At 37.8% G+C, this 15,497-nt stretch carries 9 protein-coding genes; all 9 read left to right on the forward strand.

All coding sequences use genetic code 11. The features are described from left to right. The first annotated feature begins 52 nt into the window (after positions 1-52). The 9 genes from CLOCL_RS05615 (at position 53) to CLOCL_RS05655 (ending at position 15,399) form a co-directional block, all read left to right on the forward strand. Positions 53-1,138: a 6-phosphofructokinase gene (locus tag CLOCL_RS05615; RefSeq protein WP_014254440.1), complete on the forward strand. Its 1,086-nt coding sequence runs from the start codon at positions 53-55 to the stop codon at positions 1,136-1,138. A gap of 26 nt (positions 1,139-1,164) precedes the next feature. Beyond that, a complete protein-coding gene (locus CLOCL_RS05620; RefSeq protein ID WP_014254441.1) occupies positions 1,165-2,064 on the forward strand; it encodes a DUF2156 domain-containing protein in 900 nt (299 codons plus the stop codon). A gap of 363 nt (positions 2,065-2,427) precedes the next feature. After that, the gene (gene gap, locus CLOCL_RS05625; RefSeq protein ID WP_014254442.1) at positions 2,428-3,438 is read left to right on the forward strand and encodes a type I glyceraldehyde-3-phosphate dehydrogenase; all 1,011 of its coding nucleotides are present in this window, start codon (positions 2,428-2,430) and stop codon (positions 3,436-3,438) included. An 80-nt stretch (positions 3,439-3,518) separates the two neighbouring features. Next, positions 3,519-4,712: a phosphoglycerate kinase gene (locus tag CLOCL_RS05630; RefSeq protein WP_014254443.1), complete on the forward strand. Its 1,194-nt coding sequence runs from the start codon at positions 3,519-3,521 to the stop codon at positions 4,710-4,712. Between the two features lie 19 nt (positions 4,713-4,731). After that, entirely contained in the window at positions 4,732-5,487 is a 756-nt protein-coding gene (tpiA, locus tag CLOCL_RS05635; protein ID WP_014254444.1) for a triose-phosphate isomerase, read from the forward strand. 179 nt (positions 5,488-5,666) lie between these two features. After that, positions 5,667-7,205 carry a 2,3-bisphosphoglycerate-independent phosphoglycerate mutase gene (gpmI, locus tag CLOCL_RS05640; protein WP_014254445.1) on the forward strand — a complete coding sequence of 513 codons (1,539 nt, stop codon included), beginning with the start codon at positions 5,667-5,669 and terminating at the stop codon, positions 7,203-7,205. Positions 7,206-7,407: 202 nt separating this feature from the next. Further along, positions 7,408-8,340 (forward strand): hypothetical protein, encoded by a 933-nt coding sequence (locus CLOCL_RS05645; protein WP_014254446.1) that lies wholly within the window; start codon positions 7,408-7,410, stop codon positions 8,338-8,340. A 144-nt stretch (positions 8,341-8,484) separates the two neighbouring features. Continuing rightward, a complete protein-coding gene (locus tag CLOCL_RS05650; protein ID WP_014254447.1) occupies positions 8,485-14,880 on the forward strand; it encodes a polymorphic toxin-type HINT domain-containing protein in 6,396 nt (2,131 codons plus the stop codon). Positions 14,881-14,895: 15 nt separating this feature from the next. Further along, on the forward strand, positions 14,896-15,399 hold the full coding sequence (locus CLOCL_RS05655; RefSeq protein ID WP_027622721.1) for a hypothetical protein: 504 nt from the start codon (positions 14,896-14,898) through the stop codon (positions 15,397-15,399). Positions 15,400-15,497 lie beyond the last annotated feature (98 nt).

The raw sequence follows: 15,497 nt of genomic DNA on the forward strand, positions 1-15,497 counted from the left end.
AAGAACTGCTAAGTGGACATATGAATAAAAACTGAAATACGGAGGTAGAAATATGATAAAGAGAATAGGTGTACTTACGGGTGGTGGAGATTGCCCGGGATTAAATGCTGTTTTGAGAGCTGTGGTTAAAACTGCAATAGTCAAATACGGTTATGAGGTTATAGGATTTAAAGACGGATTTAAAGGGTTGGTTGATAATAAATTTGTCAAGCTTGAATTGGATGACGTTTCCGGACTTCTTGACCGGGGCGGTACAATTTTGGGTACATCCAACAAACATAATCCTTTTAAATTTCCGGTAAATGTAGATGGAAATACAGAATATAAAGATATGTCCAAAAGGGTGCTGGAAAACCTGGACATGTTTGGAATTGATTGTATGGTGTTTATTGGAGGAGACGGTACGCTGACTACAGCAAGGGATCTGATGAAAATGGGAATTAAAGGAATAGGTGTACCGAAAACAATTGACAATGACTTGTCCGGGACTGACACAACTTTCGGATTTATGACGGCAGTATATACAGCTACTGAAGCTATAGACAAGCTCCACTCCACGGCTGAATCCCACCATAGAGTAATGATTCTTGAGGTTATGGGAAGATATGCCGGTTGGATAGCGTTAGAAGCAGGTATTTCCGGTGGGGCAGACGTTATTTTGATTCCCGAAATACCCTATGATATAAATAAAGTGGCTCAAAAAGTTATGGAAAGAAAGAATCGCGGCAAAAGTTTCAGTATTATTGTTGTTGCAGAAGGTGCAAAAGATGTTGAAGGCGATATGGTGGTCAATAAGGTTGTCGAAGACAGTCCCGATCCAATTAGACTTGGGGGAGTAGGTAATAAAATTGCTGCAGAAATAGAAAGAATTACCGGAATTGAATCTAGAGTCACAGTATTGGGACACCTGCAAAGAGGCGGGACACCGGTGCCTTACGACAGAATACTATCGACCAGGTATGGCGTTCACGCTGTGGAACTGATTAATCAGGGAAAATTCGGTATGATGGTAAGTCTAAAGGGAAACAGAATTACAGAGGTACCGATAGAGGAGGCTGTTGGCACTTTGAAGACAGTGGATCCCGATGGAGAACTGGTAAAAATAGCGAAAAGCCTTGGGGTGGGTTTTGGCGATTAAGTGCCTATAAAAAGAGGAGGTTTTTAATGCTGCAACTTAGGGAAGTAAATATTGATGATAAACAAACATTCGACAAATACATAACGAAGCACAATCCCCAGATTTCAGAGCTTAATTTCACAAATATCTTTATGTGGCGCAATTCCTATAAATTCAGGTTTGGAGAAGTCGGTGAAATGTTATGCCTTATATCAGTTCCTGACAATGATGAGCCTTTTGCCTTTGAACCTATCGGTGCTTATACTAAAGAAGCTTTTATACAGGCAATTGATGAAATATCCAATTACTTTAAAGAAAAAAACTGGAAACTTGTTTTTAAGAGAGTGGAAGAGGATAAGCTCGACTATTTTAAGGAGTACTTTAAGAATGGCATTGATATAACTGACGACAGAAATAACAGCGATTACTTGTATCTTTCGGAGGATCTCATCAATCTGAAAGGCAAGAAGTATCACAAAAAGAAAAACCATCTGAATAGTTTTACGAAAAACTATGAGTTTGAATATGTAAAATTAACCGATGACTTAATAGATGAATGCATAAGAATAAACGAAGAATGGTGTAAAAAAAGAAGTTGTGAACAGCATAGAAATCTTTATTGTGAAAGGCTTGCCAACCTGGAAGCTCTCACTAATTTTAAAAAACTTAAATATGAGGGAGCTTTAATTAAAGTAAACGGGAAATATGAGGCTTTTACTGTGGGCGAGCTGCTAAATTCCGATACGGCTGTTATTCATATTGAAAAGGCCAATGATGATATCAGAGGGTTATATAATGCCATTAATCAGCAGTTCTGCGAAAATACATGGAAAAACACTGTTTATATAAACAGAGAACAGGATCTTGGCATTGAAGGTCTTAGAAAAGCAAAATTGTCATATAATCCTGTTAAGCTTGTAAATAAATATACTATAACTTGTAAATAATATTTTCATAATACTTTTATTAAAAGTATTGATAATTATTTCGTGAAAAAATTTTGCAGCTAAAATATAAAATTTCACGAAAAATAAGAGTTGTTTTGCTGAATGTGCGATAATCGATATAAATTCTTTCGCACATTTTATTTTATCATTTTTTATATGTGCAGTATAAAAAAACTTTATTAGAGAAAAATATAGTTTGTTAAAAAATTAATTTATTTTATACTTTAGTATTGAAAATAAAAATGAAATAATATAAAATGATAAATGTTGCATGAGGGTGTTGGACTTAGACAAATTATCAAGCATCATGCTTCGAAAAGCCAATATATAAATTCAATATAAATACATAGGAGGGAGTTTTTTATGGCAGTTAAAGTTGGTATTAATGGTTTTGGACGTATCGGACGTCTTGTTTTTAGAGCATCATTGAACAATCCTAATGTTGAGGTAGTAGGTATTAACGACCCATTTATTGACCTTGAATACATGAAATACATGCTTAAATATGATACTGTACATGGTCAATTTAAGGGAACAATAGGCGATAAAGACGGTAAATTGGTTGTAAACGGTAAAGAAATCAGTGTATTTGCTTGCATGAATCCTGAAGAAATTCCATGGAAAGATTGCGGTGCTGAATATATCGTAGAATCTACAGGTGTATTCACTACTACTGAAAAAGCTTCCGCTCACTTGAAAGGCGGTGCTAAAAAAGTTGTTATCAGTGCACCTTCAGCTGATGCTCCAATGTTCGTAATGGGTGTTAACCATGATAAATACACTAAAGATATGGTTGTTGTTTCTAACGCTTCTTGTACAACAAACTGCTTGGCACCATTGGCAAAGGTTATCCACGAAAACTTTGGTATAGTTGAAGGTTTAATGACTACAGTTCATGCTACTACAGCTACTCAGAAGACTGTTGACGGTCCTTCAAAGAAAGACTGGAGAGGCGGACGTGCAGCTGCTGGTAACATAATTCCTTCATCAACCGGTGCAGCTAAAGCAGTTGGAAAAGTTATTCCTGAATTGAACGGAAAACTCACTGGTATGGCATTCAGAGTACCTACTCTTGACGTATCTGTTGTTGACTTGACTTGCCGTTTGGAAAAAGCTGCTACTTATGATGAAATAAAAGAAGCTGTTAAGAAAGCATCCGAAAACGAATTGAAGGGTATCTTAGGATACACTGAAGATGAAGTTGTATCATCCGACTTCATTGGTGATGCACGTACATCAATATTTGATGCTAAAGCAGGTATATCCTTGAACAGCAACTTTGTTAAATTAGTTTCATGGTATGACAACGAATGGGGTTACTCCAACAAAGTTGTTGACTTGATAGCACACATGGCAAGTGTTGACTCTAAATAATTGATTTCTATTTTTAGAAAAGGTTCGGTTATATGGTAACCGGACCTTTTTGTGAAAAATAAAAGGAGCGTGGTTCTGTAATGGCAATGATGAATAAGAAGACTATTGAAGATATTGATGTAAAAGGCAAAAAAGTAATAGTAAGAGTTGACTTTAATGTACCTTTGGATGAAAATAGAAAAATAACCGACGATAAAAGAATAGTAGGTGCGCTTCCTACAATTAAGTATTTGGTTGATAATGGTGCTAAGACCATATTGGTATCTCACCTTGGAAGACCAAAAGATGGTTTTGAGGAAAAATACAGCATGAAGCCTACTGCAGAAAGACTTAGCGAGTTGCTTGGCAAAGAAGTCATTATGGCAAAAGACGTTATTGGCGAAGATGCAAAGGCTAAGGCTGCTGCATTAAAAGACGGCGAAGTCTTAATGCTTGAAAACGTTAGATTCCATAAGGAAGAAACTAAAAATGACCCTGCTTTTGCCAAAGAATTGGCAAGCATGGCTGAAATATATGTAAATGATGCTTTCGGTACAGCTCACAGAGCTCATGCTTCAACAGCAGGTCTTGCAGACTATTTACCTGCAGTTTGCGGTTATTTGATTCAAAAAGAAATTGAAATAATGGGTAAAGCTCTTTCAAATCCCGAAAGACCTTTTGTTGCAATTTTGGGTGGTGCTAAAGTTTCCGATAAGATTGCAGTTATAGAAAATCTTATTGATAAAGTTGATACGTTAATAATCGGCGGCGGTATGGCTTATACCTTCTTTAAAGCAAAAGGATACAATATAGGTACTTCCATTTGCGAAGACGATAAAGTTGAGCTTGCAAAGAGCCTTTTGGAAAAGGCACAGAGCAAAGGGGTTAAATTACTGCTTCCGGTAGACAATGTTGTAGGTTTGGAGTTCAAGAACGATACTGAATTTAAAGTTGTTGCTTCAGACAGCATTCCTGACGGTTGGATGGGATTGGATATAGGTCCTAAGACAATTGAAGCTTATGCAGCTGAAATAAAGAATGCAAAAACTGTTGTTTGGAACGGACCTATGGGAGTATTTGAGTTCCCCAACTTTGAAAAAGGCACAAAGGAAGTTGCAAGAGCTGTTGCTGAATCCGGTTCCACATCCATAATCGGTGGAGGAGACTCTGCAGCCGCTATAGAACAGCTTGGCTTTGCAGATAAAATAACACATATTTCCACAGGTGGTGGAGCATCTTTGGAATTCCTTGAAGGAAAAGTGCTTCCGGGAATAGATGTACTTTTGGATAAATAAGGGGAAGAGGTAAGTAATCATGAGTAGAGTAAAAATAGCAGCAGGAAACTGGAAAATGAACAAGACAGCAAAAGAGGCTGTTGAATTTGTAGAAGCTTTAAAACCAAGAGTAGCGGATGCTGACGCTGAAGTTGTTGTTGGTGTACCTTTTGTTTGCATCCCTGGAGTTAAGAAAGCAGTTGAAGGTTCAAACATAAAAGTTGCTGCCCAGAATATTCACTGGGAGGAAAAAGGGGCATTTACCGGAGAAGTTTCCGGACCAATGCTTGCTGACCTTGGTGTTGATTACGTAATAATCGGACACTCTGAAAGAAGACAATATTTTGCTGAAACCGATGAAACCGTCAATAAAAAAGCTCATGCAGTGTTTAAATACGGTATGAAACCTATTATTTGTGTTGGTGAATCCCTTACTCAAAGAGAACAAGGGGTTACTGCTGAGTTGGTTAGATATCAGGTTAAAATTGCATTGCTTGGTTTAACTGCAGAACAGGTTAAGGAAACTGTTATTGCCTATGAACCCATTTGGGCAATAGGGACAGGGAAGACTGCTACAACTGAGCAGGCAGAGGAAGTTTGTGCAATTATCAGAAATGTAGTAAAAGAATTGTATGGCGATGATGTTGCACAGGCTATAAGAATTCAGTATGGTGGCAGTGTTAATGCTGCTAATGCGGCAGAACTTTTTGCTATGCCAAATATTGACGGTGGTCTTGTTGGAGGAGCAAGCCTTAAACTTGACGATTTTGAAAAAATAGCAAAATATAACAAATAATAAGTTTTCGGTTTTATTATTTTATTGTAACCCTCCGGTTATATACGCTGGAGGGTTATTATGTAAAGTTTAAAGAATAATTTGTTGTAGTATAAAGGATTTGGTTGTTAACAGTTCAAATCCGGTGGTAGATATAAAGAGGATAAAGTTTAGTAATAAAGTTGATTGGAGAGTGCATTATGAAAGACAGATTAGTAGTATTGGTAATATTAGACGGATATGGCATTAATCCAAAGACAGAAGGTAATGCCATAGCAGCAGCAAACAAACCTAACATGGACAGATTGATGAAGGAATTTCCAAATACAATTGTAAGAACAAGCGGAATGGATGTAGGTCTTCCCCATGGACAGATGGGTAACTCCGAAGTGGGACATACCAATATTGGTGCCGGAAGGATTGTTTATCAGGAGTTAACCCGCATAACTAAGTCCATAGAGGATGGCGATTTCTTCGAAAAGAAAGAGTTTTTGGATGCAATAGACAATTGTAAAAAGAACAACTCCAAACTTCATTTATTCGGCCTTGTATCCGATGGAGGTGTACACAGCCACAATACTCATCTTTATGCTTTGGTTGAATTGGCTAAAAGACAAGGTTTAAAAGATGTATATATACACTGCTTCTTTGACGGAAGGGATGTTCCGCCAGACAGTGCCAAAGGTTATGTTGAAGAGCTTGAAGCTAAGCTTAAGGAAATCGGAGTGGGTAAAATAGCTTCGGTTATGGGAAGATATTACGCAATGGACAGAGACAACAGATGGGAAAGAGTTCAGCTTGCTTATGATGCAATGGTGCTTGGCAAAGGACTTGAAGCATCCAATGCTGGAGAAGCTGTTGCAGCTTCATATGCAAGAGAGGAATACGATGAATTTGTTAAACCTACAGTTATCAAAGAAAACGGTAAGCCTGTTGCCACTATCGGTGAAAACGATTCAATAATTTTCTTTAACTTCAGACCTGATAGGGCAAGAGAAATTACAAGAACCTTTATTGAAGAAGATTTTAGCGGATTTAAAAGAGAAAAGGGATATTTTCCGGTTAAATTTGTCTGCATGACCCAGTATGACAAGACCTTTAAGAACGTTGAAGTGGCGTTTAAACCGGAAAGTCTTGAAAATACTTTCGGCGAATACATAAGCAAGAAGGGTTACAGACAGTTGCGTATTGCCGAAACGGAAAAATATGCCCATGTTACTTTCTTCTTTAACGGTGGGGTTGAAGCGGTATACGAAGGAGAAGACAGAGTTCTTATCCCTTCACCGAAGGTTGCAACTTACGACCTTAAGCCTGAAATGAGTGCTTATGAAGTTACCGATGAAGTGGTAAAAAGAATCAATTCAAAAGAATATGATGTTATAATTCTGAATTATGCCAACTCTGATATGGTTGGACACACTGGTGTCTTTGAAGCAGCTAAAGCTGCTGTTGAGGCTGTTGATGAATGTATAGGTAGAGTTGTATCGGCTGTACAGGCTCAAAACGGAGTAGTCCTTATAACTGCAGACCACGGTAACTCAGAGCAAATGGTAGATTATGAAACGGGAGGACCTTTCACTGCTCACACAACTAATCCTGTTCCGCTAATAGTAGTAGGTCTTGGCGATGTCAAACTCAGAGAAGGAAGACTTGCTGATTTGGCACCTACCATGCTCGACATAATGAATTTGGAAAAGCCTAAGGAAATGACCGGTGAATCTTTAATAGTTAAAGGATAAATCTATTAATTCAATTTTATAAAAGAAAGAACTTTGGTGTATAACCGGAGTTCTTTTTTATTTTGGACTTTTGACCGAAGCAAAATACATCTTATTTATACGAATATTTACAGTAGTAAAATATAATGTTAGAATAATTGGTAGTATGTACAATTTGTCCTTCGGAGGTTGTTAAAGGAGATGTTTATGTAGGGGGTAAAATATGGCGTTCAAGATATTTATAGCAATTTTGATAATTATTGGGGTAGCAATGGTGGCTTTAGGGCTGTTTATTCTTGTCGCTGTCTTGGGATTAAAAATGAAGGCAGAACCGGAGATAAATCAAATTGAGTTGTCTCCAATGTCAGGAATAGGAGAGAATTTTTACTCCAATTTTGACCAGTTTTTGACATCAGAGGGCTTTGAATTTATCGGTGATTATTCTGTAGCCAATATATCGGGAAAAGCAGTTGAGACAAGAATTTACAGAAACATTAATGAAGGAATAGAAGTTACGTTGTGTCAGCAAGAGGACAAAAACATCCGAAAAATGACTCTTTCCTTTACAACTGGGTTTGAGGACGGCTCGTCGATAGAAACAACTACAAATAAGGAGCCTCCTGTGTTTATTTATGATAATAAAAGGGTTTACAGTCTTCCTATTGATGATTATAAAGAGTTGCTTAAGTTTCACAGGCAAAAGTTGAAAGAGGAATTGGAAAAAAAGACGGTTGCATTTGATAAAATGAGTGCACCTGTAGTTGAAAGTATTATTAACTCAACCAAAAAAGAATTGGAGAGGCAGATGGAATACGGTATATTAAAATTTGATGCTGCAAATGGAACCTATAGCTTTACCCTATATGGAGCTGTGCAGTCAATTTGTAAGATGATTGCCTTCTCCTTCACAAAAGGAAAAGACAAATCGATGTTTGATACTCAACATAGGGTTAAAAACAAGAAAAAAGAGTGGATTAAAACATTTAATCTAATGGGAGCTATATTTTTTGTGATGGGTTTGGCTTCTCTTGCAAAGGGCACACCAAACTCTGCAGTTTTATATTTTAGATTGTTTTCAATATTGTTTGGAAGTATTGTTTTCTTAATTACAGACTATATACTGCGAACCAGGAACTTTGAAGACAGTTGGAAATAGCAAAAAACGGCATCATATCCTGGCTCTTTGGATTGTTTTTATGAAATTAGTTCGAAGGAATACTATAAATCTCTTGAAAAGAGAAATGGAGAAAATACTTTTCAGGGGATAATACAATATAGAATTTATAAGGGGGTATAATTTATGAAGAAGAGTAAAAGACTATTTTCTTTGATCATTTCCTGTGTGTTATTGCTACAAATAATAACATCCACTACTATATTTGGTTTTGCTGAATCAACTTATGCTGAAGAAATGTCGGAAACCAATAAAGGGCTGGTGGGTGACGTTGACGGAAATGGGGAAATTAATAGTATTGACTATGCCTATATGAAAATGGTACTTCTTGGAATAAGAAAAGATTTTCCGATAGAAGACGGTTTATGGGCAGCAGACGTTAACGGTGATGGCAATTTTAACAGTATTGATTGTGCATACATGAAAATGTATTTGCTTGGCAGAATTAAGGAATTTCCAAAGAAAAATATTGTAGTAACACCTACTTCAACACCAACAATAACTGCCACACCAACTATAACACCAACACCGACAGCTCCTGTACAAACAATCGAGCCAATACCCAATGATGTGGCAAGAAATAAAATTGCGATATGTTCATCTTTTATAGGGGAAGGCTATGATGCTGACAAAGCTATTGACGGAATACTGAATTCCATGTGGAAAGCAGAAGGTTTTGAACAGTGGATCAGAATTGATTTGGGAAATGAATATACACTGAATAAAACCGAGTTTGTAGTTGATGGAAACAAAGCTTATAAGTACAAAATTGAAGTTTCAATGGATGATGACAATTACACTGTTATAGTTGATAAGACATCCAATACTTCTGAATCTGATACATACACCGACGGTTTCCAGGAGACAAAGGCAAGGTTTGTGAAGCTTACAATAACAGGTGTTGAAGGAAGTCTTGATGAAACTATTGGAATAAAGGAGTTTAGAGCATTCAGAACACAGCAGGAGCCATTCCCTTCAGTATTACCTATGCCATCTCCAATAATTGTGACAGACTACATAAGGCCCTATGTAACACTAGAACTCCAGACTGAGAAAGTATCTGTGAACGAGAAAATTCAAATAAAAACTGCAGCAACCGATGATGTGGGAGTCGAAAACAGGACTTTAAAAGTAAACGGAACTGAAATTGCATTGAATGATGATGGAACAGCAGAGTATATACCGGATACAGCCGGAGTATATAAAGTTGAGTTTTTTGCACAGGATGCTGCCGGCAATGAAGGATATGCTTCAAAAGAGTTTCGATGTGTGACGGCTTCTGATGGTACTAAACCTCAGGCATCAATAACAACACCGGAGTTCGGAACTTATGTAACTATGCCAATAAACATAATGGGAACAGCAATGGACGCAAATATATGCAATTATATATTGGAATATAGTGAAAAAGGTCAAAACAACTATATACGCTTCGCTGAAGGTACAACCAATGTTGAATCCGGAGTTCTGGGGACCTTTGATCCCAATACCGTAAAAAGCGGTTTGTATGATATAAGACTTACTGTATATGATAAGGGAGGTCTATCAAACCAGACTGTTACTACTGTTTTTGCAGACGGTAAAATGACATTGAGAAACTTTAGTATTGCATATACGGACATTTCGATACCTGTTGTAAATGGAATGCCTTTGGAAATGAAAAGGTATTATGACAGTACCAACAGAAGCAAGGGTGATTTTGGCTATGGCTGGACTTCCGAAATAGACGGCATAAAACTTGTGGAGAGCTGTAAGCTGTCAGAAGGCTGGTCTAAAAATTATGCAATGGGTGTTTATTTTGTCAAGGAAGATAAGCCGCATTATATTGTAATTTCCTATCCTGATGGAAAGACTGATAAATTTGCAGTCAAGCTCAAGAATATCTATGCAACCGATCCTTTGGGCTATTATAGCTTAGGTACCGAAGGAATGGGTACTTTTGAAGTGATATTCGAGCCCGTTGCCGGAACTTATTCAAAGCTTGTGGCTGAGAATATGGAAGTGCATATATACAACAGCTTGTTTGGCAACAAATTCGGTTTATGGAAGTACTTCATAGACGAATTTTCTGATGAAGTCTACAGTCCAGGTAAATACACCTTGACAACCCAGGACGGAAAGGTAATAAAATTCAATTCTTCAGGAAAAGTAGAAAGCATTACCGATTCCTATGGTGTCAAAATCACTCCTCAAACAGATGGACTCTTGTATACAAGGGGTTCTGTTACAAAGAAGCTAAGTTATACAAAGGCTGACGGAGTTATTAAAAGTGCATCGGATTTGGAAAATAACAGTGTAATATACGAATATGACAAGTATGGAGATCTGGTTTCAATTACCGATTTGGAAAATCATAAGACAAAATTTGTTTATGACAGTGAGCACAGGATAATAAAAGTGATTAATTCCAATAATGAAGTTATAACCCGAAATGTATACGATGAGGCGGGAAGACTTGTCTATATCTACGATGCTGCCGGCAGAAGGAGTGAGTTTACGCAGCAGACGGTGGATTCAAAAGAGGTCATAACCTTTACCGATAGAAGAAATAATCCCACTGTTTATACCTTTAATGCCGATGGTAATCTGGAAAGTGTCATGGATGCGGCCGGTTACACCACAACTTATACATACAAGGACAATGGGCTGGTGGATACCATTACAGGCCCTAAGGGAAGCTTTAAATACGATTATGAAATGAATTCCAACGGCACAATAAAGAAAGTCAGGATTACCGATGAAGCTGAAAACTATATGGAGTGTAACTATGATGCCAAAGGTAAGATAGATACAATATCCGACTATTCCAATACGGCGCTGAATTTATTGGACAATGACTACGATAACTACGGGAGATTGGTGAAGACAAAGGACGGAAACGGCGGCACCATAAGCTTGAAATATGATTCATCCGGCCGGGTTGAATCGGTTACCGATCAGATGAACAAAGAGATACTTAAACTATATTATGACAATGTAACCGGAAACTTGGCTTCATATACCGATGCAAACAATACTGTGACAACTTTTGGCGACTATGATGCCAATGGAAGATGGAGAAGGGCAGAGTTTACCAGGACAGTAAGTGAAGGAATTACTGAGGTAGTGACTACAATAAACGTTTATGACAACATGGGACGCATAGTTGAGAATATTGACGGTGCAGGAAGGGTTTCAAGTGTATCCTACAATGGAATAGGAAAAATAGATACTTTTACCGACAAATATAATAACACGGTGGAATATAAATATGACTGCCTTGGAAATCTGGCAGAAGTGATTTACCAGGACGGAAGCAGTGAAAAATACACCTATGACGAAGAAGGTAATGTAACTTCCTATACCGACAGGAATTCCAAAACTACATACTACACCTACGATGCCATGAACCGCTTGGAAAGCATTGTATACCAGGACGGTTCCACAGTAAAATATGAGTACAATGGTGCCGGAGACATAAAAAAGGTGACCGACCAGAGGGGAAATGTTACCGAGTATCAATATGACAGCCTGGGTAGACTAGAATATGTCTTTAATTCGGCAAAACCTGAGGATAAGATTCAATACATCTACAGCAACAAACCCTATCCCGATGAAATGGTGGATGGGAAGGGCAATCGATTTGTATACAGTTATAATGCCAACGGACAGTTGGAAAAAATAAAATACTCCGATAACACCACTTTTGAGATTGAGTACGACGCGGCAGGAAGAATTTCAACAGTAAAAGACCAGAATGAGAAAGTTACAAAATATGATTATGATGCAGCAGGAAATCTTGAAAAGGTTACTTTGGCCTATGGCATAGAAGGTAAGGAAGAAGTTTGGAGTTATGATTACGATGAAGCTGGAAATTTAACAAGCATAACCGACCCTAGGGGCAAAGTGACAAAAATGGAGTATGACAACGTGGGAAGGCTGAAAAAACAGATCCTTCCTATGAAGATGAACTTAGAGGCTGATTACAATGACGACGAGAGGGAAGTAACCGTAACCGATTACAATAAAAATTCAATTGTATATAAATACGACGATAACTTAAGGCTTTGCATAAAAGAAACAGGGGACGGAAATACCGTTTACTTCGAATATACCAATGAGGGGTATGTAAAGAAAGTCATCGATAAAAACGGCACAACAAGTTATGAATATGATGACCTGCACCGACTGATAAAGAAAACAAACCCGGACAACAGTACCGTGGAGTATTTCTACGACTGGGCAGGCAATTGTACCGGAATAAAGACAAAAGGCGGAGCAACTAGCTATGTATACGATGTATACAACCGCCTGAGCAAAGTAATTTCAAGGGACAATAAAACAACCCGATACATGTATGATGCCGTTGGGAACCTTGAGTATGTATTGTATCCTGACGGGTATAAGATCCAATACGTTTATGACGATCAAAACAGGCTAACCGATATATATAGGATAAAACCGGATGGAGAAACGGTAGAATACTCATACCACTATGAATTAGGCTATGCCGGAGAACGGAAAAAGGTAACGGAAAGTAGCGGGCGTATAGTGGTATATACTTATGATGATTGCTACAGGCTAAAGGAAGAAAAAATAACCGATCCATTGCTTGGAAATAGAGTAATAAGCTATGAATATGACAAGGCGGGCAACAGGATTGAAAAGAACGACAATGGAATAATAACCGTTTATGAGCCTGATGACAATAACAGGATTAGAAGTGCGGGCAGCGTTAAATACGATTATGATGACAACGGAAACTTAAAATCCAAAGTAGACGGAAATATTGTAACCACTTACCAATATGATGCCGAGAACCGGTTGATATCGGTGACCGAAACCGAATCCGGGGTGTTAACAAATGTTGAAACCTATGAATATGACTGGGAAGGCAACCGGATAAGCAAAACTACCAACGGAGTGGTTACAAAATACCTGGTAGACAGCCTTGGTCTTTCCCGCGTGATTGAAGAGCGAGACGGAAATGGCAATCTGCTGGCATACTACACCTATGGAAATGAGCTGATAAGCCAGACAAGAAATGGTGTAACAAGCTACTTCCAGTACGACGGCCTTGGAAATGTAAGAAGACTCACCGATGAAGAGGGCAATGTAACCGATACATATGTATATGATGCCTTCGGTAATATACTTAACAGAACCGGAACGACAGTGAACAGCTACATGTTTGCGGGTGAGCAATACGACGCAAACACCGGATTCTACTACTTAAGGGCAAGGTACATGAACCCTGCATTGGGCAATTTCATAAGCATGGACCCGTACAGCGGAAGTATTTATGACCCGACAAGCCTGCACAAGTATCTGTATGCCAATGCAAGTCCTGTGAACTTCACCGACCCGACGGGATATTTCACCATACCGGAAATTCTGGCATCCTTCCAGATACATGGAGTTATGAACACACTAAGGTGTGTAGCCCTATCATCATTGCTAAATGCAGCAAAAGGTGGAATTGCAGGTGCGGTATTCGGAGGAATAGATGCAGCCTTAGGCGGAAGAGACATAGTGGAAGGAGTAATGCAGGGAACGATAAGCGGTGCCGCTTTTGGGGCATTGGCTACGTTTGCAGAGTTAAGGCTGATATTGGGAGTATTCGGTTTAGAGAACGGAGTAGAAGGAGTATTTGAGGCAATAGAAGAAGGCGATTATGACCTTGCTGCATGGAGAGCAGTAACAACAATAGCTGCATTAATATCATTGGGCAGTGAACTGTTTAACAGATCAGCATGCTTTACAGAAGAGACACTGATATATACAAAAGACGGATACAAAGAGATAAAGGACATCCAGGTTGGAGATGAGGTATACTCTGAGAATCCCGAGACAGGAGAAAAGGGATTAAAGAGGGTACTGAACGTATTTGTAAATGAAATAAAAGAACTGGTACACTTAAAAGTAGGAGACCAGGAGATAAAGACAACATCAACCCATCCCTTCTGGGTGGAAGGAAAAGGCTGGGTAGATGCCGGAGAGTTAAAACCCGGTGACAGGCTTGTAATGTACTCAGGCGAAGTGCTTGAGGTGGATGAAGCCTATGTAGAGTATCTGGATAGGTCTGTAAAGGTGTATAATTTTGAAGTAGAAGACTGGCATACCTACTTTGTGTCGGAGTATAATGTATTTGTACACAATACAGTATGCGGCGACTCAAGAGTTGGAAATACTCAGGGAAGTTCTAAGCGCATAACTAATCGAAATGGAAGAAAAGGTGGTGAAGCTCATCAGTCGGTAGTAAATAATATAAAAGCTTCTAATGCATCGGGAAAAATTGTACGTGAACATTATTTTAGAACGCCAGGAGGGACAAAAAATTATAGATTTGCAGATGCAGTAGAGATGGTTAATGGAAATATTAAAAGAATATATCAGGTTGGGAAAGTTAATAAAAATGGATTACCGGTGCTAAGAGAGTCTCTTGCTATTTATGATATAATGAATTCTCCGAAATACAATGGAGCACCTATATATTTTCTACCCTATAACGCAAATATAGGTCCTATAATTTATACATATTAGGAAGGAGGTTATAATTTGGGAAGACAAATAAACTTCTATATGAGTAAAGAAGTAGAAAATGAATTTTTTAAGTTCCTTAAAAAGGAAAATTTTGAATTTTTAATTAGAGATAATAAAAATAATGTTTTAACTAGATTGTATGAAATTAAATATAGTGAGTTTAATCAAAATTATGCGTATTTATATAAACCGGAGTATGGAGAGTACTTTATAGAAGAAGAGCCTTTCGTTGATATCGAACCAATAACAAGTCCGGTAATAGAGTTTATAAGGACATACATAAATAATGATGAAAAGACTATTACGAGAGGTAGAATATGGATTGAAACAAAATATTATGACTCATCTGGTGAACTGGTAGAAAAGAATGCTGAGTTTATAAAAGATTATAATAGGTTAGTGAGATGGATAAAAAAGAATGTACCATTTAGAGAGATAATCCAAGAGGATTATGTTGAAAAAGAATATGCAAATGATGAAATTGTAGAGTTAGTTAATCAAGGGTATAGATTAATTTAATCTTGGTTATTAAGCCATAATGATAGCAATATTCATTATGGCTTTTTTACTATTTTTGATATTCTGGTACGTGGCAATAATTGTGCAAGAGCACAGAA

The organism is Acetivibrio clariflavus DSM 19732 (assembly GCF_000237085.1).
Taxonomy (GTDB): domain Bacteria; phylum Bacillota; class Clostridia; order Acetivibrionales; family Acetivibrionaceae; genus Acetivibrio; species Acetivibrio clariflavus.

Bases quoted from the DNA above. Each gene is read 5' to 3' on its own strand.
- CLOCL_RS05615 (WP_014254440.1), top strand. From the start codon at position 53: ATGATAAAGAGAATAGGTGTACTTACGGGTGGTGGAGATTGCCCGGGA.
- CLOCL_RS05620 (WP_014254441.1), top strand. From the start codon at position 1,165: ATGCTGCAACTTAGGGAAGTAAATATTGATGATAAACAAACATTCGAC.
- gap (WP_014254442.1), top strand. From the start codon at position 2,428: ATGGCAGTTAAAGTTGGTATTAATGGTTTTGGACGTATCGGACGTCTT.
- CLOCL_RS05630 (WP_014254443.1), top strand. From the start codon at position 3,519: ATGGCAATGATGAATAAGAAGACTATTGAAGATATTGATGTAAAAGGC.
- tpiA (WP_014254444.1), top strand. From the start codon at position 4,732: ATGAGTAGAGTAAAAATAGCAGCAGGAAACTGGAAAATGAACAAGACA.
- gpmI (WP_014254445.1), top strand. From the start codon at position 5,667: ATGAAAGACAGATTAGTAGTATTGGTAATATTAGACGGATATGGCATT.
- CLOCL_RS05645 (WP_014254446.1), top strand. From the start codon at position 7,408: ATGGCGTTCAAGATATTTATAGCAATTTTGATAATTATTGGGGTAGCA.
- CLOCL_RS05650 (WP_014254447.1), top strand. From the start codon at position 8,485: ATGAAGAAGAGTAAAAGACTATTTTCTTTGATCATTTCCTGTGTGTTA.